19 protein-coding genes and 1 tRNA gene are annotated in these 25,137 nt (G+C 30.5%); 6 read left to right on the top strand and 14 right to left on the bottom strand.

What is annotated here, in order from left to right:
• The first annotated feature begins 120 nt into the window (after nucleotides 1-120).
• The 4 genes from L8T90_RS04010 to ccsA all read left to right on the top strand — a co-directional run bounded on the left by L8T90_RS04010 (nucleotide 121) and on the right by ccsA (nucleotide 7,537).
• Nucleotides 121-2,058, top strand: a complete 1,938-nt coding sequence (locus L8T90_RS04010) for a cytochrome c family protein (RefSeq protein WP_263736795.1) — start codon at nucleotides 121-123, stop codon at nucleotides 2,056-2,058.
• Between the two features lie 95 nt (nucleotides 2,059-2,153).
• Complete coding sequence (locus tag L8T90_RS04005; RefSeq protein WP_412174999.1) at nucleotides 2,154-4,172, top strand: rhodanese-like domain-containing protein; 2,019 nt, start codon at nucleotides 2,154-2,156, stop codon at nucleotides 4,170-4,172.
• Between the two features lie 56 nt (nucleotides 4,173-4,228).
• A complete protein-coding gene (locus L8T90_RS04000) occupies nucleotides 4,229-4,828 on the top strand; it encodes a SoxW family protein (RefSeq protein ID WP_263736793.1) in 600 nt (199 codons plus the stop codon).
• A gap of 9 nt (nucleotides 4,829-4,837) precedes the next feature.
• Nucleotides 4,838-7,537, top strand: a complete 2,700-nt coding sequence (ccsA, locus tag L8T90_RS03995) for a cytochrome c biogenesis protein (protein WP_263736792.1) — start codon at nucleotides 4,838-4,840, stop codon at nucleotides 7,535-7,537.
• Nucleotide 7,538: 1 nt separating this feature from the next.
• Here ccsA and L8T90_RS03990 read toward each other — a convergent pair whose 3' ends face one another.
• The 10 genes from L8T90_RS03990 to L8T90_RS03945 form a co-directional block, all read right to left on the bottom strand.
• Nucleotides 7,539-7,763, bottom strand: a complete 225-nt coding sequence (locus L8T90_RS03990) for a hypothetical protein (RefSeq protein ID WP_039618362.1) — start codon at nucleotides 7,761-7,763, stop codon at nucleotides 7,539-7,541.
• The gene (lpxD, locus tag L8T90_RS03985) at nucleotides 7,756-8,715 is read right to left on the bottom strand and encodes a UDP-3-O-(3-hydroxymyristoyl)glucosamine N-acyltransferase (RefSeq protein WP_263663279.1); all 960 of its coding nucleotides are present in this window, start codon (nucleotides 8,713-8,715) and stop codon (nucleotides 7,756-7,758) included. The genes L8T90_RS03990 and lpxD overlap by 8 nt, the downstream gene beginning before the upstream one ends.
• On the bottom strand, nucleotides 8,712-9,179 hold the full coding sequence (ilvN, locus tag L8T90_RS03980; RefSeq protein ID WP_263736791.1) for an acetolactate synthase small subunit: 468 nt from the start codon (nucleotides 9,177-9,179) through the stop codon (nucleotides 8,712-8,714). Before ilvN ends, lpxD begins: the two co-directional genes overlap by 4 nt.
• Nucleotides 9,176-10,885: an acetolactate synthase large subunit gene (locus tag L8T90_RS03975; RefSeq protein ID WP_263736790.1), complete on the bottom strand. Its 1,710-nt coding sequence runs from the start codon at nucleotides 10,883-10,885 to the stop codon at nucleotides 9,176-9,178. Before L8T90_RS03975 ends, ilvN begins: the two co-directional genes overlap by 4 nt.
• Nucleotides 10,886-10,968: 83 nt before the next feature.
• Nucleotides 10,969-11,526 carry a 2-oxoglutarate:acceptor oxidoreductase, gamma subunit gene (locus L8T90_RS03970; protein WP_039626146.1) on the bottom strand — a complete coding sequence of 186 codons (558 nt, stop codon included), beginning with the start codon at nucleotides 11,524-11,526 and terminating at the stop codon, nucleotides 10,969-10,971.
• Entirely contained in the window at nucleotides 11,523-12,368 is an 846-nt protein-coding gene (locus L8T90_RS03965; RefSeq protein ID WP_263736789.1) for a 2-oxoglutarate ferredoxin oxidoreductase subunit beta, read from the bottom strand. Before L8T90_RS03965 ends, L8T90_RS03970 begins: the two co-directional genes overlap by 4 nt.
• Before the next feature lies 1 nt (nucleotide 12,369).
• Entirely contained in the window at nucleotides 12,370-13,494 is a 1,125-nt protein-coding gene (locus L8T90_RS03960) for a 2-oxoglutarate synthase subunit alpha (protein ID WP_263736788.1), read from the bottom strand.
• A gap of 8 nt (nucleotides 13,495-13,502) precedes the next feature.
• The gene (locus L8T90_RS03955; protein ID WP_039668439.1) at nucleotides 13,503-13,817 is read right to left on the bottom strand and encodes a 2-oxoglutarate:acceptor oxidoreductase, delta subunit; all 315 of its coding nucleotides are present in this window, start codon (nucleotides 13,815-13,817) and stop codon (nucleotides 13,503-13,505) included.
• Nucleotides 13,818-13,988: 171 nt separating this feature from the next.
• On the bottom strand, nucleotides 13,989-14,885 hold the full coding sequence (locus tag L8T90_RS03950) for a malate dehydrogenase (RefSeq protein ID WP_263736787.1): 897 nt from the start codon (nucleotides 14,883-14,885) through the stop codon (nucleotides 13,989-13,991).
• 18 nt (nucleotides 14,886-14,903) lie between these two features.
• Nucleotides 14,904-17,405, bottom strand: coding sequence for an AsmA-like C-terminal domain-containing protein (locus L8T90_RS03945; protein ID WP_263736786.1), 2,502 nt, complete (start codon nucleotides 17,403-17,405; stop codon nucleotides 14,904-14,906).
• Here L8T90_RS03945 and mltG point away from each other — a divergent pair.
• Nucleotides 17,392-18,345, top strand: a complete 954-nt coding sequence (gene mltG, locus L8T90_RS03940; RefSeq protein ID WP_263736785.1) for an endolytic transglycosylase MltG — start codon at nucleotides 17,392-17,394, stop codon at nucleotides 18,343-18,345. The genes L8T90_RS03945 and mltG overlap by 14 nt on opposite strands.
• Here the strand turns inward: mltG and L8T90_RS03935 are convergent, their stop codons facing one another.
• Together L8T90_RS03935 and flgL are read right to left on the bottom strand one after the other, a co-directional pair.
• Complete coding sequence (locus L8T90_RS03935) at nucleotides 18,346-20,874, bottom strand: DNA translocase FtsK (RefSeq protein ID WP_412174998.1); 2,529 nt, start codon at nucleotides 20,872-20,874, stop codon at nucleotides 18,346-18,348.
• A 353-nt stretch (nucleotides 20,875-21,227) separates the two neighbouring features.
• Complete coding sequence (gene flgL / locus L8T90_RS03930; protein ID WP_263736784.1) at nucleotides 21,228-23,462, bottom strand: flagellar hook-associated protein FlgL; 2,235 nt, start codon at nucleotides 23,460-23,462, stop codon at nucleotides 21,228-21,230.
• A 156-nt stretch (nucleotides 23,463-23,618) separates the two neighbouring features.
• On the opposite strand from flgL, the gene L8T90_RS03925 reads away from it, so the two are divergent.
• Nucleotides 23,619-23,705 (top strand) — tRNA-Leu (locus tag L8T90_RS03925).
• Nucleotides 23,706-23,773: 68 nt separating this feature from the next.
• On the opposite strand, the gene L8T90_RS03920 is transcribed toward L8T90_RS03925, so the two are convergent.
• Nucleotides 23,774-24,046 carry a hypothetical protein gene (locus tag L8T90_RS03920; RefSeq protein ID WP_263708419.1) on the bottom strand — a complete coding sequence of 91 codons (273 nt, stop codon included), beginning with the start codon at nucleotides 24,044-24,046 and terminating at the stop codon, nucleotides 23,774-23,776.
• A gap of 134 nt (nucleotides 24,047-24,180) precedes the next feature.
• Nucleotides 24,181-25,137, bottom strand: a 957-nt coding sequence (locus tag L8T90_RS03915; RefSeq protein ID WP_263736783.1) for a hypothetical protein, incomplete at its 5' end; no start/stop codon positions are given.

The raw sequence follows: 25,137 nt of genomic DNA, 5'->3' as shown, positions 1-25,137 counted from the left end.
AAATATAAATATATTTTAAGTTAATTTTTATTAAAAAATAGTCACAATTATACTTTAATAGTTAATAGATAATAAATAAGAGTATTTTTATCTTTTAACAAAACACGCGAAAGGGAAGTTATGAAACACAAATTAGCTAAGGTTGCTACCTATGCCTGTTTAGCCTTAGGTATAAGTTTAAGTTCGCAAGCTTTTGCTTCTTCAGAGCCTAGAACTCTTGATGGTTATGTAGCTCAAGAGGATGCATTTTTTGACTATCTTTACAAACATCACCCTATTTTTAAATATGAAAAAGAAGGGCGTTTGGTAGGTAAATTTACTCATAGTGATAGAACAGAAAACTGGGTTTTAAATCAAAATGGGGCTAAATTTGCTACTGAGCATGATTTAAAACAAGCTTCTATTACTTATCGCTTGCCTTATGAATCTTTTTTGGATTTTCCAAACAAATTTGTGGGTCCAAAAAAATGTGGCGAATGCCATCCTGCTCAATATGCTTCTTGGAAGCGTTCTCGCCATGCAAAAACCGTGCGTTTTCCGCATGAAATGGAAGAAGTTGGTGGAGCTGAAGGCTTGAAAAAACCTATGTATAACTCTCAAGCTACTATTTTACCTGATGGAATTTATCCAAATGATGTTTATGCTCTCATTGGAACACCAAGAACAAAATATGGTTTTATAGATAGATGGCTTGTGCGTGGAACATACCATGTTGAAGATGGAAATTTGAGTGATTTAAGTGGTAAATTAACCGCTGGAGGCAATCAATTTTCAAGACTTTGGAGTGAGTTTTTAACCCCTGAAATGGCACAAAAGATAGCTGCATTTGCACCTGGTTTTCCTACCAAAATGGAAGATTTTGGAGGAAATGGTTCTCAAGTATGGGGAACAAACTCTTATGCTGCAACTTATAAAGAAAAAGCAGTTTTCCAGCCTGCAACTGCATATTGTGAAACCTGTCATACTTTTAAATTTGACTTTAAAAATAAGGAAGAATTTTACAAAGCACTAGGTAATCCAAAAGAACTTCAAAAACATACCATCTCAAAAGGTATTACTTGCGAGGAATGCCACGGGGCTGGAGCGCATCTTTATGGAGCAAGAGGTGCGGGTATGCCATCAAATTGCGAAAGATGTCATCAAAGATTTTCATATAATGAAACCGAGGCTAAAATCAATCCTAGAAAACCTTTCAATGCGTATTTTAAATCAAGTTGTCCTGCATGTGGAACAGAAGGTGCTCAAATGTATTCTTCAGCGCACTATGATAAGGGTATGAGATGTAATACTTGTCATGATCCACATGAAGTAACTTTTAATGATTGGAAAAGCGGTTATACTAAAACAAAACTTAAAAAAACTTGCAAAGATTGCCATGAAACCCAAGCTAGCTTTTTTAAAAAAGGTGGAATTCACGCAAAAGATAGCTGTACAGCTTGTCACATGCCAAATATGATGAGTTGTGAAAATTTTGGAGCAGTTCAAAACCCTGACAAAGGTGGATTTGATAATGTTAGAGCCTCTCATATATGGAATATCAAAGTAGACAAAACCGCAAAAACACTTAACCCACCAGAAGGCAAAGAAAGATCACCTAAAGTTGGTGGTTGGACTATAGCTAGAGATGATGAAGGTAGATTTTTCCTTGATTTAATGTGGAGTTGTGGTAGAACTAGTTTTAGTGATATTAATCTAATGGGTCCTGGTGCAAGTGGTTGTCATAGCCCTGTGCAATCAACCTTGCCTGAAAAACTTCACTTTAGCAATCAAGAAATGATTTATGATAAAGTAATGCAGTGGCAAAACCCTGTTAAAGAAGGCTATGAGAAAATTAGAAAAGGCATAGCAAATATTGATAAAACTTTTGCTGAAAAAACCAAACTTTCAGTAGAGCAAAAATCAAAAGTGCTAATCTTAACTAATCAAGCTCAAGCCATAGCTGATAGACTAGAAAAAGATGGTTCTTGGGGTGTTCATGGACCTGCTTATTCTAAGAAAATCATAGAAGAAGCTTTAATTTATATCCAAGAAGCACAAAATATCCTAAATGGTAAATAAAAACAAAGGAAGAATGAAAAATTCTTCCTTAAAATAAGGAGCTAGTCTTGAAAAATTTAATCACTCGACTTTTTATTGTCCTTTTTACTCTTTTTATGCCATCAGGATTTATTTTTGCTGAGGCTAATGGAGAAATAGGCTCAATAGAAGGTGTAAAAAGCATTAGCTTAGCGCAAGCTCAAGAAATGCTAGATCAAAACAATACTTATTTTTTTGATGTCAATTCAGAGCAAGATAGACAAGCTAATGGCTATATACCTAATTCCATATCAACCTATGTGGAAAATTGGCAAAATTTACTACCTAATGATAAAAATGCAAATTTAGTATTTTATGGTTTAAATCGTTTTAGATTTGAAGCTTCTCAAGCTGCTGCAGTTGCTATAGAACTTGGCTATAAGAACTCTGTTGTAATGCTTGATGGCATTGAATCATGGATAACTTCAGGTAGAAAAGTTGAAAAAATAGACACAGTTAAATGGGAAAAAGCTAAAGAAATTATCGAATTTAAAGATACTATTCACTCAAGATTTAAATTTAGCAATACCCCATCTTGTCGTGATTGTCATGCTCAAAAAGGCAAAGGCATTAGAGTTGATATTGCAGCAAGTAAAAACTTAATCAATCAAAAATGCGCAACTTGCCATGAAAAAGCAAGCAATGCTTTAGCAAAAAGCGCTCATGGGGTAGAAAAATTCTTACCTGCTCAAGATATGCAAAAGAAAAAAGAAAAACCATCTTGTGCGACTTGTCACTCTATTCATATTACTCCAAAACATTCAGGAATTTATTCACAAAAACAATTAGTCGATCAAAAATGCGCACAATGTCATAAACAAAAAAGCATGACTTTTCATATGACTTTCCATGGTAAAGGTATGTTTTTAAGCACTCCAGGTGAAACTCCAAGTGTTGCTACTTGCTCTGATTGTCATGGCAAACACAATATTTTAAAATCAAGCGAAAGAAGCTCAACCCTCTCGCCAATTAACCGTGTTCAAACTTGTAAAACATGTCACCCAAATGCAAATGAAAATTTCGCAAATTGGATGGCACATGCTGATCATAGCGATGGCGAAAAATATCCTGGATTACATGGTGCTTATATATTTATGACTATTTTAGTGATTTCTGTGTTTGTTTTCTTTGGAGCTCATACTATACTTTGGTGCTTGCGCTTAATTGCTATGCGTATAAAATATCCTAAAGAATGGAAAGAAGCAAGAAAAGCAGCACATGAAGATAAAGTAAGAGTAAGAAGATTCAGTACTTTCCATAGAATTCAGCATTTCTTTATGGCAGCTAGCTTTTTGGGTCTTGCATTCTCAGGCTTACCGCAAAAATTCTATGATTCAGCGTGGGCTAAACCTATGATTGATTTAATGGGTGGAGATATCATTAATGCAGCAACCATACATCATATTTCAGCCATAGTAATGTTTGCAGTATTTTTCTCTCACATTGGAGAAATCATCATTGTAAATTGGAAACGCCGTGATGTAGCAAGGGATCCAATCACTGGTAAAATAAGCTTTATGAAAGTTTTAAAAGCTACTTTTGGGCCTGATTCTTTAATGCCAAATTGGCAAGATTTTAAAGATATGAAAGATCATTTTAAATGGTTCTTTGGTTTTGGGCCAAGACCACAATTTGACCGCTGGACTTATTGGGAAAAATTTGATTATCTAGCAGTATTTTGGGGTATGTTTATCATTGGTATTTCAGGGCTTATTTTATGGTTTCCTGCTTTCTTTGGTAAATTTTTACCAGGTGAAGCAATCAACTTAGCAACCCTACTTCACTCTGACGAAGCTTTACTTGCTACAGGATTTATTTTTGCAATTCACTTCTTTAATACACATTTTAGAGCAGATCGCTTCCCTATGGATATGGTGATTTTCTCAGGAAATGTTAGTGAAGAAGAGATTAAACAAGAAAGAAGCGTATGGTATAAACGCTTAAAAGAAAGTGGAAAATTAAACACTTTATATGAAAATAAAAGTAATTTTAAAGCATATCAATGGCTAGCTAAACTTGCAGGATTTGCAATGCTAATCACTGGTTTGGTGTTTTTATTTTTAATGCTTTATACTTTCTTTAACACTATCTTATAACCTTATTCGCTATAATAGCGAATAAGGACTTTTCCTAACTTTTTCAAGGATTTTAAATGTTTAAAACAATACTCACACTTAGTTTTTTAAGTATTTTTTTTATAGCATGTTCTAATGAAGAAAAACTTGATTCTAATTTAATCTCAAGCGGTACACAATTTTCTAAAGAAAATTTACAAAAAGCAAATGATTTAGATAAAAAATCTTATGAAGAAATAGCTCATTTATTTAAAGATAATACAAATATAAAAAGTGGTGATAAAAATATTTTAATCATTTTCAGCGCAAATCATTGTCTTTATTGTGATAAATTAAAAGAAGAGATTAAAAATGATAAAAAAATACAAGAACTTATAAAAGAAAAATACAGCTCATATTATATAAATATAAGCTATAAAAAAATTCATACATTTTATAAAAACCACAAAAGCGACTTAAGTACAGCTGAACTTTCTAGTATTTATGATATAGTAGCCACCCCTACTATTGTAATTTTAAACAAAAACAGTCAAACTTTGCTAAATTATCCTGGTTTTATTAGCGCAAAAAGATTAAGCGCTACAATGGAGTTTTTAAACCAAAAAGAAAATCAAAATTTAGACGAAGCAGCCATAGCGCAAAAACTTATACATTTTTATAAAGAAAATAATATTTAAAGGTTAAAAATGCAGTATTTTTTTTCTTTTGCGATGAGTTTTTTACTAATGAGCATATACGCCATAGCTTGTGCTGTGGCGACCTTTATAGAAAATGATTTTGGTATTAGCGCAGCTAAAGCTTTGATTTATAATAATGCTTGGTTTGATATGTTGCATTTATTACTAGGTTTAAATTTAATCGGAGTGATATTTTATAACAAGCTTTTTCAAAAGAAAAAATACTCTATCTTGCTTTTGCATTTATCTTTTATAGTGATTTTAATCGGTGCTGGACTTACTAGATATTTTGGCTTAGAAGGTGGAATGCATATAAGAGAAAATCAAAATTCTAACACCATAGTTACTAGAGAAGAATTTATAAAAATTACTGATTTTGATACTAATGCTAGTTTTGAATTTCCTATTAGCTTTACCCCACTAACTCAAAAGCATTTTGAAAAAACTATAGACTTAAATGGCGAAAAATTAATCATAAGCTCTATCAAATACACTCCACAAAAAGACTCTATCACACCTGCTAGCTTAAAATTAAACATTAATTATCAAAAAGCAAATACACAAATAATCTTAAATCCAAATTTTACAAACAAACAAGTAGTGCATTTTAACTTACAGGGAAAAGATTTTACTATCAATTGGGGGCCCAAAGAAATCAAACTTCCTTTTGCATTACACTTAAAAGATTTTATACTAGAGCGTTATTTAGGCTCTATGAGTCCATCTTCTTATACTTCAAAAATTCAAATCATAGATAAGCAAAACAATATTGAGTTAGATTATGATATTTTTATGAATAATGTTCTTGATTATGGTGGATATAGATTTTTTCAAAGCTCTTATGATCAAGATGAGAAAGGCACCATACTTTCAGTCAATAAAGATCCTGGTAAAATTCCTACTTATATAGGTTATACTTTATTAATTTTAGGATTTTTATGGGTTTTATTTGACAAAAACTCAAGATTTCATCGTTTAAGTGTTTATTTAAAAAAAGGCCAAAGTTTTGTATTGTTTATTTTGCTTTTTGCAAATTTACAAACTCCACTTTTTGCACAAGAAAATAAAAATGAAATTTTAAATTTAATCTCAAATTTGCAAAAAAATTCCTATGAACATTCTTTAAATTTTGCAAAATTACTTGTACAAGATCATAATGGTAGAATCAAACCTTTAGATACTTTGGCAATGGAATTTGTTTATAAAATCACTCAAAAAGAAAAATTTTTAAATCTTCACTATGATCAAATTTTTCTTGCAATGATGATTTATCCTAAAGAATTTAGAAAAATCAAAATGATAGCTACAAAAACAAGCAAGCTAAGAGAATTAATAGGCACAGATATAAACGAAAAATACATAGCATTTGATGATGTGTTTGATAATGGGATATATAAACTGAGTAATTATGTTGAGGAAGCTAACCGCAAAAAGCCCTCACTAAGAACTAGCTTTGATAAAGATTTGCTAGCCTTAGATGAAAAAATAAATCATACATATTATATTTATAGTGGTCAAGCTTTAACTATTTTTCCTGATATTAATGAGCAAAGTTTAAAGTGGTATTCTCCGGTGCAAATTTTACCTTTTGCAAAAGAAGATGTAGAGCGTTTACAAATGCTTTTAGTTAGCTATTTTTTACAAGTTCGTAATGGTGTTGAAAATAATCAATGGCAAGATGCAAATGAAATTTTACAATCCTTAAAAGACTTTCAAAATCATTATGGAAGCAGTGTTTTACCACCAAAAGAAAGATTAGATCTTGAAATACTGCTTAATCATTATAATATCTTTGATAATCTAACTTTTGTTTATATTAGCTTTGCGTTAGTTTTTTTCTTTTTAAGTTTTTATACTATATTAAAAAATATTTCTTTATCTGCCTTTGTGTATAGATTTTTTTACATCATTTTAAGTATGTGTGTAATCATACATGCGCTAGCTTTAATCATTCGTTGGTATGTAGGTGGGCATGCTCCTTGGAGTAATGCTTATGAAAGTATGATTTACATAGCTTTTGCTTGTGCGATAAGCGCTGTGATATTTTTTAAAAAATCACTTTTGGCTTTATGTAGTGCGAGCTTTTTAGCAGGTATTTCACTTTTTGTAGCTCATCTTGGCTTTATGGATCCTCAAATTGGAAATCTAATACCTGTTTTAAAATCATATTGGCTTAATATTCATGTATCGATTATAACAGCAAGCTATGGATTTTTAGCACTTTGTTTTATTATAGGGATTTTGAGTTTAATTCTTTTTACTTTAAGAAGTAAAAATAAAAATATAGATTTAAATATCACCAAACTACACTGCGTTAATGAAATGTCTATGATAATAGGGCTTGCAATGCTTACAATAGGAAATTTTTTAGGCGGAGTTTGGGCTAATGAAAGCTGGGGAAGATATTGGGGTTGGGATCCAAAAGAAACTTGGGCTTTGATTTCTATTGTAGTTTATACCATGGTATTACACTTAAGATTTATTTTCAAAACTTATTTTATTTTTGTTTTTGCAAGTGCTAGCGTTTTAGCCTTTTATAGTATATTAATGACTTATTTTGGAGTAAATTTTTACCTTTCTGGACTTCATTCTTATGCAAATGGCGACGCCTTCCCTATACCAACTTTTATATATGTTTTGATTGTGCTTAATTTTGTTTTAATTATTAGCGCAGGAAGAAAACGGGATTTAAATACGCCTAGTTTCTAAACTAGGCTTTGCTTTTTTCTATTTCTTGAAGTGCTAGGATAAGATCTTTTAAATTTTCATAAGGAATATGAACTTTCCAATCTATTCCATTTTCCTTTTTTAAAGCCACACCTATACTTAAGACATCATTGCTTCCTATACCATAAGGATTAGAAAGATTACAAAGGCTTATTTCTCCACTTTTACTACCATGTAATTCTATAGTTTTAAATACTTTTTTACTCATGTTTATCCCTAAAAGCTGTGATAATTTTTGCTTGAAATTTTAGCCAATCTTTTTGAAGCATGATAGGAAAACCACCATAAACCCTAGCACCTTCTAAATTTTTAGTGACCCCGCCTCTTGCGGCTATGGTAGCAAAATCTCCTATTTCTAAATGCCCGCTTGTAGCACTTTGTCCACCCATAGTAACATTTTTACCTAAAATACTTGAGCCTGAAATTCCACTTTGAGCTACTATAAGACAATTCTCCCCTATTTCACAATTATGTCCTACTTGAACGAGGTTATCAATCTTTGTACCTTGCTTTATGATAGTACTTTCAAAAACTGCTCTATCAATAGTCGTGCAAGCTCCAACTTCTACAAAATCTTCTAAAATAACATTTCCATTATGATAAATCTTATAATGCTCGCCATTTTTTGTATGCGCATAACCAAAACCATCACTACCTATAACACAATTTGCCAGCAAATGGCATTTTTTACCTATTTTAGTGTCATTATAAATCACAACATTTGGATGGATTATAGTATATTCACCTATACTTACATTATCGCCTATATAAGCACCTGCCATTATCACTACATGATCAGCTATTTGGACATTTTCGCCTATATAAACATTTGGCATAATCTTAGCACTTTTGGCAATATTTGATTGTTTTTTTTCACTAGAAATTAAAGGTTTAGCAAAAAGCTTACTTAAAAGTGCAAAAGATAAATGTGGATTATCAACGACTAACTTAATGCAATCTTTTGAAACTAAATTTTCAAATTCTTTTGAGATTAATATAGCCCCAGCTCCACTACTTGCGATTTTTTTAGAGTTTTTTTCTCCATCACAATAACTAAGTTCAGTAAAACTTGCATTATTTAATGAATTTAAAGCTGTAATTTCTATATCTTCTCCACAATATTCTATACCTAAAAATTTAGCAATTTCACTAATTTTCATTTTACCTCCATTAAAATAGAACCACTTCTAACTACACTAATAGGATTATACTTTTTCATAGTTTTTAAAAAGTTATCGATATTTTTTGCATCATCACTTGCCATTACTATAATAAACTCATCATCACTATAAGTTACACTGCCATTATAAGCTTTTAATATGGCATCTAAGCCTGCAAAATTTTCATTTAAAGCAATCTTTACCAAAGCTGTTTCTTTTTCTATAAAATCACTAGAATCAATTACCTTATAAGTAGGTATGAGTTTGTGAAGTTGTTTTATGATTTGCTCAAAAACTTTTTCACCGCCTAAAGTAACGATATTTATCCTTGAGAATTCTTTATCATCAAGTGGTGCAACTGTAAGAGATTCTATATTATAACCACGCCCCGAAAAAAGTCCAACAACGCGTGATAATACCCCATGCTCATTTAACACAATGACAGAAATTACTCTTCTTTTCATTTTTTATCCTTGTTTTTATAGCTAGGTAAAATCATATTATAAATAGCTCCACCTGCAGGTACCATAGGCAATACATCTTCATAACGATCTATAGCTACATTTAAAACACAAGTTTTTTTAGATTCTAAGGCTGCTTTGAAAGCTTTTTGAAATTCTTCTTTGTTAGAGACATTGCAACCCTCGCAATGAAAACCTTTAGCAATAGTAATAAAATCAGGTTGACTTGTTAAATCTGTATTAGAAAATCTTTCTTTATAAAACATACTTTGCCATTGTCTTACCATGCCTAAAAAAGAATTATTTAAAATGATATTAATCACTTTAATTCCATAAGCACTTGCTGTCATTAGCTCTTGTATATTCATTAAAAAAGAACCATCGCCTACGAAATTTACCACCACTTCTTCACCCACAGCTAATTTAGCTCCAAGTGCAGCTGGTAAAGAATAACCCATAGTTCCTTGCCCACCGCTTGTTGCAAGTTGTCTTGCATAATTAAAAGGATAAAATTGCGCTACCCACATTTGATGTTGTCCTACATCAGTAATTATCCTTGCATCAGGAGCTAATCTAGCGCATTCTTCTATAACCCATTGAGGTTTTAAAACTTCATCACTATCTTCATAGATTAAAGGATATAACTGCTGATATCTTTGTAAAGTTTTAAACCATTCTTGGTATTTTGTATTATCAAAACTTTCTTTTTTTAATTCTTCTAAGGTATCTAAAATAACACTTTTAATATCCCCAACTATAGGAAAATGCGCTTCGATGATTTTAGAAATAGAGCTTGGATCTATATCAATATGAACGATTTTTGCACCCTTGGCAAACTCACTTGTTTTACCAGTAATCCTATCATCAAACCTAGCACCCACAGCAATGAGCAAATCACACTCACTTAAAGCAATATTTGCACAATAGCTCCCATGCATACCTGCCATTTTTAAATTAAGCTCATCATCACTTCTTAAAGTCCCTAAAGCCATCAAGGTTTCAACTGCAGGAATTTGACAAAAATGAATTAATTCTCTTAAATCATCACTAGCATTAGAAGCTACACAACCTCCACCTAGGTAAAATAAAGGTTTTTGAGCATTTTTAATCAAACTTACCAATTTTTTAATTTGCTTAATATTTCCTTTATAGGTTGGCTTGTAAGTTTTCATAGAAATTTCTTTAGGATAATGCCATTTACCTATAGCTGCAGTAACATCTTTAGGTATATCAATATGCACAGGCCCTTTTCTACCTGTGGTTGCAATATAAAAAGCTTCTTTTAAAATTTTAGGTAATTCTTCAATATTTTTTACTAAATAATTATGTTTTACGCAAGGCCTTGAAATACCTATAGCATCGATTTCTTGAAAAGCATCGGTTCCTATTAAAGAATTTGCAACTTGAGCTGAAATTAAAACTAAAGGTATAGAATCACTATAAGCAGTAGCCAAGCCTGTAACTGTATTGGTAAAACCAGGTCCACTTGTAACTACTGCCACACCAACCTCACCACTCATTCTAGCATAAGCATCAGCACTATGCAAGGCTGCTTGCTCGTGTCTAACTAGAATGTGTTTAAAATGAGTTTGCTTATAAATTTCATCATATATATTTAAAGCCGCACCACCAGGATAACCAAAAACTACTTTAACATTTTCTTCTTTTAATGCTTCACAAATCATTTGCGAGCCATTTAGCTCTTTCATTATTTTACCTTTTTGCTTAAAATGGAAAATATTATAACGATAATTTAATAAATATTATTTTATAAGGAGAGTTTCTTGAAAAATCAAGAAACTACTTGTGCTTTTTTAGCGTATTCTATACCTAAATCAAAAGCTTTTGCATTTGCTTCTTTAGTTTTTGCAGGTACCATATCAAGCATAGTTTGTTTTAATGCATCAATATCAATACATTTGCTCATATAAGCAGCTATAGCTAAAGCAACAACTGATTGAGTGGCTACATTACCTACTTCTTCTTTAGCTATAGTAATAATAGGAATTTCAAAAATTTTCCATCTAGCATAATCTTCTTTGCTTGGGTGAACTAAATTTGGCTCTACAACTATAACTCCACCATCACAAACACCATCTTTGAAACTATGATAACCCTTATCAGCAGTTGAAAGCATAAAACTAACTTCACCTTCTACTGCATAAGGAAAAAAGATTTCACTTTCATCAATGATAATATCAACCTTAGTTGGTCCACCTCTAACTTGAGAAGTATAAGTAGAAGCTTTAAAAGCATTGCGCCCTTCTTTAATGGCGGCTTTAGCTAGAATTTCACCTGCAGTGATAACCCCTTGTCCACCTTCACCGCAAAATCTTAATTGATATTTCATTTTAATGCTCCTAAATCAACCATTCTTTTTTCTTTCAAGGCTCTTCTAACTTCTTCATAAGCCTCACAATATTCTGCCTTGCTTTCATCTTGATGCAAAATTCCTGTAGGGAATTTATCTGCTCTTTGCTCATAGTCTAATTGTTCAAATTTAGACTTATCCACACAACGATTTTTAATCCAATCAAGCATGCTTACAACTTCACCCATTTTATTTTTTCTACCAAGATTAATATGGCAGTTTGAAAATACATCTACAAAACTATAACCTTTGTGTGATAAAGCTTTAAAAATGATATTTTCAAGTTTATTTGCCTCAATAACATTTGTTCTTGCTACAAAAGAAGCCCCAGCAGCTTTAGTAAGCTCACAAGCGTCAAAATTTGGATCTATATTACCCGCTTGAGCAGTAACAGTGTAAAAGCCTTGTGGAGTAGTTGGTGAAGTTTGTGAATTTGTAAGACCATAAATAAAATTATTAATTAAAATATGAGTTAAATCTATATTTCTTCTACATCCATGGATAGTGTGATTTCCACCAATTGCTAAAGTATCACCATCTCCACTTACTACGATTACATGTTTTTTAGGGTTTGCCAGTTTAATCCCTGTTGCATAAGCAATAGCTCTACCATGGGTAGTATGCACTGTATTACAATTTACATAAGAACTCATTCTACCACTACAACCTATACCTGAAACTAAGCAAACATCATCCATATTCCAGCCAAGTTTTTGAATGGCCCTAATAATAGCTTTTAAAACAACTCCATCCCCACAACCCCAGCACCATTGTGTTGGAAGTTTATCCACTCTTAAATATTCATCGTAATTAAAAGCCATTTTACATATTCTCCTTTACTTTAGCAATAATTTCACTTGGGGTTATAGGGCGACCATTTGCACGGTGTAAGCTAATAAAATCATCTCTTTTGCTTGCTCTTTGAATTTCTTCTAAATATTGCCCCATATTAAGCTCACTTACCATAACTTTTTCAAATTTAGATACCACTTGAGCTATTTTTTTCTCAGCTACTGGATAAAGTGTGATAGGTCTAAAAAGCCCTACTTTTAAACCCTCTTCTCTAAGTCTTAAGATAGCTTCTTTAGCAGATCTTGCAACGCTTCCATAAGCAATGATTAAAAACTGCGCATCATCACACATAAACTCTTCATAAGTACAAATTTCATCGGTATTATTTTTAATCTTACCAAACAATCTTTTCATATTTTTATCTACTATCGCTCCATCTTCGGTTGGAAAACCTATATCTCCATGATGAAGTCCTGTGATATGATAACGATAACCTTCAAAGAAAGGATTTAGTGTAGCAGCTTCATTTTCCCCTGCCGCATAAGGTTTATAATCTTTTTTATCTCCTGTAAATTTTTTACGGTTAATAATTTCTAATTCTTCTAAATCAGGTAATTTAGCCTTACCATTCATATGTCCTATGGTTTCATCTAAAAGCAAAAATACCGGAGTCATGTATTTTTCAGCTAAATTAAAAGCTCTAATAGTTTCAGTGTAAGCTTCTTCCAATGAAGCAGGAGCTAAAGCTATACTTGCATAATCTCCGTGTGTTGGAGCTTTTGCTTGAAATAAATCTCCTTGTGCAACTCTTGTTGGAAGACCAGTTGATGGACCACCTCTCATAACATTTACAATTACTAGTGGAATTTCAGCTATAAAACCCAAACCAATTTGCTCAGCTTTTAAAGAAATTCCAGGTCCACTACTTGCTGTCATAGACTTAACACCACTCATAGAAGCACCCAAAGCCACACTAATACCTGAAATTTCATCTTCCATTTGTATAAAAGTACCATCATTTTTTGGTAGCATATGGCTTAATTCATGTGCTATTTCAGAACTTGGGGTAATTGGATAACCACCAAAAAATTTACAGCCACAATCAATCGCAGCTTTTGCTACTAAAACATTACCTGTTGATATCACTTCTCTCATTGTTTTTCCTATGCGTTTAATTTTTTATATTTATTTTCTTTAACAGCTTGTGCTCTTTCTTTGGCTTCTGGCGTAAGCTTTGCAAATTTAAACTCATCTCTTTTTGCAACAAAAATTGCAAAATCAGGGCAGTGACTTTCACATTCACTACAGCCTATACAAGAATCAGGATGAACCACTTCTATCATCTGTCCTAAAACTGCACTGATTTCATCTCTCATTGCTAAAACTCCAGCTGGACAATAGCTAACACAGATATTACAAGCTTTACATCTTGCTTCATCAACCCAAACCGGTGTATTTTCTGGGGCTACCATTAAAATTCCTTTCTAATTTTTTGTTATTTTTAATGATTTTTTATCAAAAGTTATTTTTAAAACAAACTTTTTATTATAGCGAATTTATAGCATGAGTAAATATTATTTAAGATATAAAGTAAAACAAATAGGTATTTATAACGCAAAGTAACATTAGGAGTAAAAAACTCCTAAAAATTATTTATAATTATATTGAATGAGAGAATTTTCTAATGCAATTTGTTCTTGATCGTCTAATTTTAACTCCAAAATTTCAAGCACCCCATCAAGACTTATCCTTGCCATAGCACCAAAAGCTTTTTCTTTTATGCCGTATTCTCCATCTAAAATCACACATATTGGTAAAAATTCTCCACTTTTTAAAGCCTCTATCATCCTCACACAAGCACTTGCAGGGGCTAAATATGCTGAAGTTTTTAAATATTTTATAATTTTAGCACCACCTGTTTTAACTTCTTGTTCTATTTGAGCAAGATCATATTCATTTAAAACCTCATTTAATGCTTTGTTTTGAACTTTACTTTGAGATTTTACTAAAACCATGCTATCATTGTGAAAACCTATAAGCTTAGTATCTATATAAGAAGTTTTTATATTTAGTTTTTTACCCACTTCATATTTAAATCTAGCATTATCCAAAACGCCTGCCATAGCAATGATTTTCTTTGATGAAAATAATTTACTTTCATAAAGAGCATCCAGTAAAAAATCTACAGGATTGCTTACTATAATAAACAAAGGATCGTTGTTAAATTTTTTAATATTATTGGCACACTCAAGCATAATTTTAGCATTAATAGCAAAAAGCTCATCCCTACTTTGACCTTCTTTTCTAGCTACTCCCGCACTAAAAACAACCACTTGAGAATCTTTTGAGTGCGCATAATCATCCGTGCAAGTTATTTTAATATCAAAATTAAAAGCAGCTATGCTCTGACTTAATTCCAATTCTCTAGCAAAAAGCAAATCTTTATTAATATCAATCAAAACAAGCTCATCAACCAACTCTCTTAAAATCAAAGCATAAGCAGTACTTACACCAACATTTCCTGCGCCTATGATAGTGATTTTCATTTTTTCTCCTTTTTGCGTTTATTTCACTAAATTAGCTGGTAATTCAAAAATATTTTTAATTAAATGATAAGGAAGTTGCAAGCTTTGTGCAATAAGCTGGGTCTTAAATTCAGGTTCATCCACTGTTCCGCTTAATTTAATTTGTGTACTAATTTGCCTATCTTTACCTAATATAATTTGATTGATAATTGGAACTTTGGAAATAACCGAACTGGCTGATTTTAGCGTTCTAAGTTCTAATAAACCATCCACTTGATTGCTTCTTAAATTGATTTTAACTTGACCTAACACATCTGCACTATCACCATTAAAATTAAGTGCGTCTATTTCAAAAAGATCTTTTTTACGATTAAAACTTATACCAGCATTTTCAACACTAAAGCCTTTTTCATTAAAGGTAGGCGCCTTAAATAAAATTAAACTAGGTATGGTATCAATAAAACTTAAAAGCTGTTGATGAAATTTCAAATCTTTTAAATAAGTATCTTTAAATAAGAACTTACCTTTGAAAAAATCAGTACTATTGCCATCTACATAAAGATTAAACTCACCTTTTTCAAAAACATTTTGGCGCATAAAGGTGTTTAGAAAATCATCATCCATTTTTAAAGCTCTAATTTGCATTTGATTTTCTTTAAACAAAAAATCAAATCTAGATTCATTTCTATTTGCCCAAGCTTTTACGGAATCTTTTTTAATTTTAGCGTCAAATTGATCAAAATCTAAGGTTTTATTAAAATCTTTTAAAATCAAATCTATATTTTTACCACTAATATTATAAGTTGAATTTTCAAGAGTATCTAAAGTATTTTCTGTATCTTGCTGAGAAATCAATAAATTAATATTATTTAAAGTAATATTTACATCATCATTGTCTTTTTGTGCAAAAATACTACCACTTACACTAGTTAAATTAAAATCATTACCTTTTATTTTTATATTAAAACTATCATATTCATAAGGATTATTATCTTTATAGAGCAAAAATGATTCAAAAGTAGTATTATTAATATCTACATTAAAATCTTGGAAATTTAAAGTATTTAAAGATAATTCCCCATCATGCACTTTATTTTTTTGCATTAATTTAGAATAATTTTTATATTTTGCAAGTTTTTCAACATAAACAGACATACCTTGATCAAAATTTAAAGTTGTGGTAAATTCTTTATTATATAAACTAATATTTTTATCAAAATCAAGGCTTAAATCAAGAAATTTATTTTCCATTTTTAAGCTCTCTTGTGGTAGTTCTAAGTTTGTTATAAAGGTTTTAAAATCACCTTTTTTTTGCTTCAAATCAACACTTGCATTAAAATCACCATTAATCATACTACTTTGCACGCTTACATTTTGTATATCTAGCTTATCTTTTTTTAAAGTAAGATTTGCTTGAGTTATCTTAAAATCACTTATATTTATATTTGAATTAATAATATTAAAACTACCATTATAAGTAATTTTCTCAGGATGATCAAAAGGAATTTTCAGTGTTAAATCAGTCTTTGCGACACCATTATTTTGTAAAAATGGTAATTTTATATCATATAGAAGCAAAATTTTATTAACCCTATAATCAGCTCTAGCATTATCACTTTTAATACGTATATAAATTCCTGCTTTTTCATTTAACATATTATCTATATAAATTTGACTTTGAGTTAAATCATAATTATTAAAACGCAAATCATCATAAATAAAATCAAGTCTTTGTTTAGTAAATTCAAGTCTTACAAAAGGACTTACGATAGGATCTATGCCTTTATCTAAAACTACTTTTAAATTATTTACATAACCTTTGGCATTGATATCGTTTAAATAATATCTATGCTTTCCAAAGTCTGCAAAACCGCTTAATTTTTCTATAAAATAAAAATCAGCCTTTACCTTACCACCCACCCAAAGAGCAAGATTAGAAGGCAAATGTACTCCATTTTCTACTAAAATATCAAAAATTTGCGAAATATTATTTGAACTGATATTTTCTAATTCATAAGCAATCTCTTCTCTTTTGAGTGAAAATTTAACATCACTTTTTAAAAAATCACTATCGATTTTACCTTTAAAAGTATAAAATTTTGTCTTAGGATTAATAAGCAAGGAGCCAATTATGCTAAGATTATGATCTTTTAAAAGAAAATTATCAATATTAGCTTGTATATTTTTATCACTAATTTTTAAATTCACTTTTACTAAAAGATTTTTGCTGTTTACAAAAAATAAATTATTTTTATAAATTAACTCCACAGGATAGTTATTGACAAACATTTCATCAATATTGATTTCTTGAAAAAACCAATAAATATATTTTACATCTTTAGTAAGCTGCACAGCTTTACTTGCGCTAGTTTCATTTTGAGCACTTTGACTTTGAGAATTTACTACGACTTTTTTAGCATTTAAAATGAGTTTTTTATCTAATTTAATATATAATTTCTCTAAATTAATAGAAGAAAATTCTAATTTTTCTATATAAATTCCATTTTTGAGGTAAATAAACAAAGCAATGAAAAGTATCATAGGTAATGCTAAAAATTTAAGAATTTTTTTAATATGTTGTGACTTGATTTTAATTTTTCTTTTATCCATTTTTTATTATCTACTTTTACCTATAAAAACAAACTCTGTAGTTTTTATACCACAAGGTTCTGTTAGCAAGATTATAACGCAATTAGATAAAAATAACTATAAAATGAGCAGTATTGATAAATATACTTTATATTTTTTGGGCCATCCACAATCTGGCTGGATAAATATAGGCACAAAAGAACTAAATAGAGCTGAATTTTTACATAAGCTTACCGTCGCTAAGGCAGCGCTTGAAACTATTACTTTAATTCCTGGAGAAACGACTGAAATTTTCTTTGAAGAATTAGCACCGAAGTTAAATTTAAATGTTAAAATCTTAATGCAGGAATTTTACAAACAAAGTCCTTTTAAAGAAGGTATGCTTTTTCCTGAAACTTATAAAATTCCAAAAGGTATCACAGAAGAGCTTTTGGTAAAATATCTTTTGGCTTACTCTGTAAGTGAATTTAAAAAACTTTCTTATAAAATTTTTAGAGAATATAATGAAAAAAAATGGCATGAGTATATCATCATAGCTTCCATTATACAAAAAGAAGCAGCAAATAATGAAGAAATGCCTATAGTTTCATCTGTAATTAGAAATCGTTTAAGAAAAGGTATGAAGCTTCAAATGGATGGAACATTAAATTATGGAAAATACTCTCATGAAAAAATCACTCCACAAAGAATAAGATCAGATAATAGTTCTTACAATACTTATAAATTTAATGGCATACCAAAAGAAGCTGTATGTAATGTTTCATTTGAAGCTATTAAGGCAGCTATTTTTCCTGCTAAAACAGAATATTTATACTTTGTAAGAGATAAAAAAACCAATAAGCATATTTTTACCTCTACTTTAAAAGATCATAACAAGGCAATAAGAAATTGATTATAAAATTTCTCTTTGGCCTTTTGCATCAGGTTCGCTTAAAACACCTGTTTGTGAAAGTTGTTCTATGATATTTGCTGCGCGGTTGTAGCCTATTTTCAAACGTCTTTGCAAATAAGAAATACTAGTTTTTCTATCTTCTAAAATCACAGCCTTTGCTTCTTCATAAAGCTCATCTAAATCCCCATCATCAAATTCACTTCTTTTATAAACTCCATCTTGACTGTCATCTTTTAAAAAACTCTCATCATATTCTACTACTTGTTGAGCTTTTAAAAACTCTACTATATTTTCAATTTCATTTTCGCTTGCAAAAGGTGCATGCAAACGCACTAAACCACTCATACCAGGAGGGGTAAATAAACAATCCCCGCGCCCTAGTAAGCTTTCAGCACCCATAGAATCTAAAATAACCTTAGAGTCTATCTTTTGCCCTACTTTATAAGAAATTCTACTTGGTAAATTTGCTTTTACAACCCCAGTAACAACATCCACTGAAGGGCGTTGTGTAGCTACGATTAAGTGAATTCCACTTGCTCTTGCCATTTGCGCTAAACGACCTATATAAAACTCCACATCCTTACCCGCAGTCATCATTAAATCAGCCAATTCATCGATAATCACTACAATAAATGGTAAGATTTCTCCACCTTGTTCTTTGATTTTTTCATTGTAATTTTCTATATTTTTAGTTTTTGCTTCAGCCATCAAACGATACCTGCGTTCCATTTCAGCTACCATATTTGATAAAGCATTTACCGCCTTTTTAGGATCAGTAATTACCGGTGTAAGTAAATGTGGAATATCATTATAAATACTAAATTCAAGCATTTTAGGATCTATCATCATAAGTCTTAAGGTTTTTGGCGAATTTCTATAAAGCAAAGATAAAAGCATAGAATTTATACCCACACTTTTACCACTTCCTGTAGTTCCTGCTATCAAAAGATGAGGAAGTTTTTTTAGATCTGTGATGAAAGGATCACCTACTATATCTTTACCCAAAGCTATAGTTAAAGGTGAGCTAGAATTTTTAAATACCTCACTTTCTAAAATTTCCCTTAAGTAAATCGTATCAATTTTTTCATTTGGTACTTCAATCCCTACTACATCTTTACCTGGAATCGGAGCTTGAATTCTTATAGTTTGAGCTTTTAAAGCCATAGCTAAATCATCTTGTAATGATAAAATTTTACTTACTTTAACATCTGCTGCTGGACGAAATTCAAAAGTAGTTACAACAGGACCTGTATAGGTTCTAACTACATCACCACCTATTTTAAAACGTCTTAATTTTTCCAATAAATCATAAATTTTTCTATCAATCTCTTCTTCATTTATCTCACTTTTACCTTCTTTTGGCATGGTTAAAAAATCTAAAGGTGGTAAAGAAAAATCTTTTGGTTTTTCAAAATTTCCAAAGTCAAGATCTTTCAACAAGGCTTTATTTTCACTCACTTCATTAGCGATAGAATGGTGTGTTTTGTTTTCTATTACTTCCACTATAGGCTCTTGGGTAATCTCAAATGGAACTTTTTCTTCTTTAACTTCAATTTGTACTTCTTCTACCACAAAAGGACTTTCATAGTTTCTTTTACCTCTTAGTTCTTCTATACTAACAGGCTTAGCAAAATCATCTTCACTAAAATCAAGTTCTTTTACTTCATTTTGCGGAATAAAATCTTCATCTTTAAAATCTTTCACCCCTAAAAAGCTAGTTTTATTTTGAATTTTTTTAAACTCAGCTTCTTTTTGTGCTTCTATAGCATTTAATTCTTCAATTTTTTTAAAATCCTCATTAAGTTCTTCTAAAATTTTTTCTTTTTGTAAAGCTTTATACTCTTCTAGCAATTTAGCTTTTTGCAGCATTTGCTCACGCTCTTTAAGCTCTTTGGCAAATAAAGAATTTTCTTCTATCACTTCTTCTTTGTTTTCATTTAAGTCCATATTACGTCTTTTATAACTTGGCTCATCTAAATTTTTACTTTTTAAAGTTTGAGTATAAATATCTTCACTATTATTTTTATATTTTGACAAATACTCTTCAGGGGTCATTTCATCTTCCTTTATATTTATTTGACTAGCTTTTTGAGCAAAACTTGCAATAGGCTCTGAAAGCTCATGAATATAACTTGAGCTTAATTTTTTATCCTCTTCACTAATTATCACTTCTTCTAATTCTTGATTTTTCAAATCTTCAAGATTGAATTTTTTATTTTCTTGAACCTCTTGTTTTGGCAACTCTTCTTTCTCAACGAGTTCTTCTTTTTTTTCTTTAATTAAAAGCTCTTGCTTAAGTTTTTCTTGCTCTTCTTTGGTTTCATTTTCATACTTATCACCACCAAAAAAGCCAAAAATTTTATTTTTAATTAAAGTTTCGAGTTTTAAATAAAAATCAAAATCAAGATCTATTTTAAACACTTCTTTGATAATTTGCGGAAAAGAAATACTAAAAGCAAAAGCTAAAAGCAAAATCACCAAGATTAAGCTACCTATTTTTCCAAAAAGTCCATCTAAAATCACAAACATAGCAGAAGCTATATAACCTTTATCTTGCAAAAATGCTGAAGCAAAAATAAGCGAAGCAAAAATGCAAGTAAAGATAGCTACACTAAATCTACGCTCAATAAGTTCAAAGTTATAATCATTTTTATATAAAAGATAATTAAACCAAAAAAAGACAAAAGGATAAAATTTAGTCAATGAGCCAAATAAAAAATAACTAAGTTTTGCTAAAGAGTATCCTATAATACTTACTAAAGCTTGATCAGGTATCAAAGCACTTAAACAAAAATAAAAAATAAAAACATTAGAAATGATAAAAATAGCTTCTTTTTTTATAACACATCCTTTTATAAAGAAAAAAGCTATTATATCAAAAATTATAAGTAGTTTAATAAACTCATTTGAGAAATTTTAGAAGTAGCTGAAAGCATAGCTTGATAAGAAACCATAGTTTGCATAAACATCATATATGTTTGCCCATAATCAGCATCAGTCACTCCGCTTTTTATAGAAGCAACATTAACATTTAAAAAAGTCATTCTTTTGTTTGTTTCTTCTATATTGTTAGTATAAGCTCCTATGGTTGTTTGCATTTTTCTAACATGATCTTGTAAATGATCAATCCTTTCTAATGCGCCTTGTAAACCTGTATTTCTAGGATCACTTCCTTCTGAATCAGCCCTCATACTACCATTTAAAACTGCATCTATCATCTCGTCCAAATCTTTAATCAAATCAATATTTGGATCATCGATAGTTAAAGAATTATTTGCACTAAATACAAAACCTGAACCATTACTTACTTCTCCTGCTGGGGGAAAGCCGCTATTTGAATTTGAATCTTTGATGGTAAGACCTATATTTGTATTAGTTGAAAATTTATCAGTAATACTTATACGACCTTTATAGTCCATATTAACTTCAACAAAACCCTTGGAATCAGCTATGTCTTGTTGGATAGTTTGAAAATCATTATTATTAATAGTTCCGTTTGCATTTGGAGTAATAGTTGCTGTAGGAACATTATCGCTTGCAAACATACCTATAATATCATTTAACTGACCATAAGTAATATCTTCAGGTCTTGTTTGCATGCCCACTGAGGTTCCAGTTGCTTCATTATATTGAGAATGAGTAATAGGAAAACTTATGGTTTGACCCGGATTATTTGGATCAGGATAACTTACAGTAGAATTTTCTAAATCAATAGTTACATTATATTTTTGACCACTTCTAGAAGTGATTTCCATTTGAAGTTGTTGGCCATCCATGCTACCATTAGCATTTGCAACGACTTCACTTAATTTTGTACTATCAGTAGCATACTCACTAGTGCCTTTAATCACTTGAGAAACATTTCCAAAAACAGTATTGCCATCTTTTTCAAAAGGTACATCAAAATCAGCTCCATTGGTTTTATTACCATTGATATTGCTTTTTATAAAGTCTGTTTTGTAAATATCAACAGTAAATTGCTCACCACCAACTTCCACAGTTACTGGACTTCTAGTGTTATTTAAATCCCCATTATGCGCTGCTTGCATAATACGGTTGGTAACTTCATCCATGCTGATACCTTCTCTTTGAGCAGCTTCACTTAAGGCTTTGATTTGCTCTGCGTCTTGAAGTTGTGGTGTCATGGCAACTGCATGAAAATCTAAAGAACTATTACCTTCTTGTAAATTTTTTATTTCAATTTGGCCACTATCATTCATAGTTACTTCAACAACTTTGTTTGCATCTGTATTGCCATATAGTTTACCAATATTTTCTAAAACATCACCTATTTTATCTTCGGGACCAATGTTAATCGTTGCCTTAAAACTTGTCCCATCAGGTCTAACACCTTGAATATACATTGATGAACTTGGAAAAGGCAATTTACTATCCGCATAATCAAAATCTTTATCTGGATCAAGCCCACCATTTTGTACATAATTTTGTCCTATAAGATAAGAAAATTTAGATTCTTCATCTAAATATTTTTTTTGCTCAGGGTTAGAATTAACATCATATCTTCCATCAATCATAGAAACATTTGTTGAGATAATTTTACTTATATTTGAATCAGGTTTAAAAAATAAATCCCAACCAGGCACATTATAAGGAATTTGCGTGCCAGCACCACTTACTACAAAAATATTATCTTTATTGCCTGTATAATTTCCAAATTTATCAAAAGGCTTTGTAGCTGTATTAGATCCTGCAAATAGATATTGTCCATTAATACTAGTATTTGCGATATTCACAATAGAATCTCTTATAAGCTTAAGCTCTTTTGCTATAGCCTCTCTTGAAGTTTCAGAATTTCCATCACTAGAAGCTTTTACCAAAAGTGTTTTAAATTTTTCCAAAAGTTCTGTGATGTTTTTCAAGGCCGTATCAGTGTTTTTTGCCATTTCCATAGCTGATTGAGTTCCTTCAATCACCTGACCTATATTAGCTAGCTCATATTCTAATCTTGAACCATTGATATAAGTATTGGCATTTTCCCAAGAGTGCTGTATAAGTTGACCTGTTTGTAATTGCAAATTATATTTATTAAGTAAAGACTGACCATCCGTGTAGTTTTGTATAGAAGTGTAGTAAGTATACTGGTTACTAATTCTCATTATCTTGCTCCGCAAATAAATTTTTAATTATTTACAAGCAAAAAAAGTTCCAATTTTAAAGATATTTTAATTTACTATATAAATATTTTTATATTGCTTTAATTTTTTTTTTAGTATAATTTCACATTCTATATTTTTAATTTAAAATCTTAAAAAGCCCGAGTGGTGAAACTGGTAGACGCGCCAGACTCAAAATCTGGTAAGGGCAACCTTGTGTCGGTTCGAGTCCGACCTCGGGCACCATTTAATTATTATTTTATATTTATTTTAATTTTATTATTTCTTATTAGTTTTGCATTACAGCTTGATTTTCAAAAAAACATTTTCCAATGATTTTTTAGTATTTTGATGATATTTTTGCAAATTTCTTTCTTTTTGCTTTCTTCTATTTGAAGCTTATCTAAAAAAGTTTCTTCAAGAGTGTTAATAAGTCGTGTGCATTCTTTTATATCAAATGTTTTTAATTCATTTAAAGATGATAATGCTTTTAATAATAAATCTTTATATTCCATAAGAGTTTTAATATCTACCTCTGAAAGCTGGGCTAACAGAGATAGAAATTGCATAAAATTGTAAAATGGCAAAATAATCCTTTTTTTGCGTATCTATATTGTTAACTTCATTTAAGAAAAAGCCTTATTTATATCATCTACTCTTTTCTTATAACATTTCCAACACTAAATAAGAACTCCAAAGCCACTCATTTATCCATAAAAACCTAATACCATCTTTCCACCGAAATTTCTTGAACATGACCAGCGTATTTTATAACAATTTTTGAATGTTTCGGAGGATCTTCAACTTGAATTGGAGACGAAGTATAACAATCAATACTATTACCCAAAGTATGAATATCATGTGCATCCTCTAAATCGTAAAATAGTCCTGTAATACTTTTATGTATTCTTCCGTAACAAATTCCACCATGGAGAAACCCTTCCCATTCTACAGTTATTTCATTTCCTATAAATTTATCCTCAAAACCATCAAAATAAATTTCAAAATTATTATGTCCACCTTCTGGAATGGCTTTTCTTTGTATGACATATTTATCGTTTCCTTGATAAAATCCAACCAAATATGGATTTTTATAAGGCATAGCAAAAAGCAATCGAATGCGCTTTTTATAAACAGCTCGCACATTTTTTCTAAAATCTCCTCCTAAAGTTTTAACTATTATTTGTTGAATATTATTTGTGTTTTCTAGTACATGATATTTAGCATGAGCTTCACCTTTATCATTAAAATAATTATCTCGTGGCGAAGTAGGCGTTATTAAAGGACTACTCAACCACTCTATCTCAGCCTTTGGCTTTCCATTTTTTAAAGTAACATCAAAAAAACCTTCTTCTACAACTTGTTCTGGAGCTTCTATCTCTATTTTATACTCAAAAAACCTAATAGGATCTAATTTAAATTCTACTTTTTGTTCTCCAACATGCTCAACATAATAAAAACTTATATTAGTTTCTTTAACACTAAAATCACCAATACTACTAAACTCTAAAACAACTTCACCATTTTCATTAACATTAAAGCTGTCTTTTTTAGCTTTTACTCCATTACTTCCAGTAATTTTATCAATAGTGGAATTTGGTAATAAGCCACTTACTTTAATGCTAAAATCATCTATATAATCTATAGTTTTTGCTTGAGCTTTAAAACTCGGATATTC

Origin of the sequence: Campylobacter sp. RKI_CA19_01121 (assembly GCF_025771295.1) — a bacterium.
Classification (GTDB): domain Bacteria; phylum Campylobacterota; class Campylobacteria; order Campylobacterales; family Campylobacteraceae; genus Campylobacter_D.
Note: the sequence above shows the minus strand (reverse complement) of the source record. Positions and strands in the feature narration are given on the sequence as shown.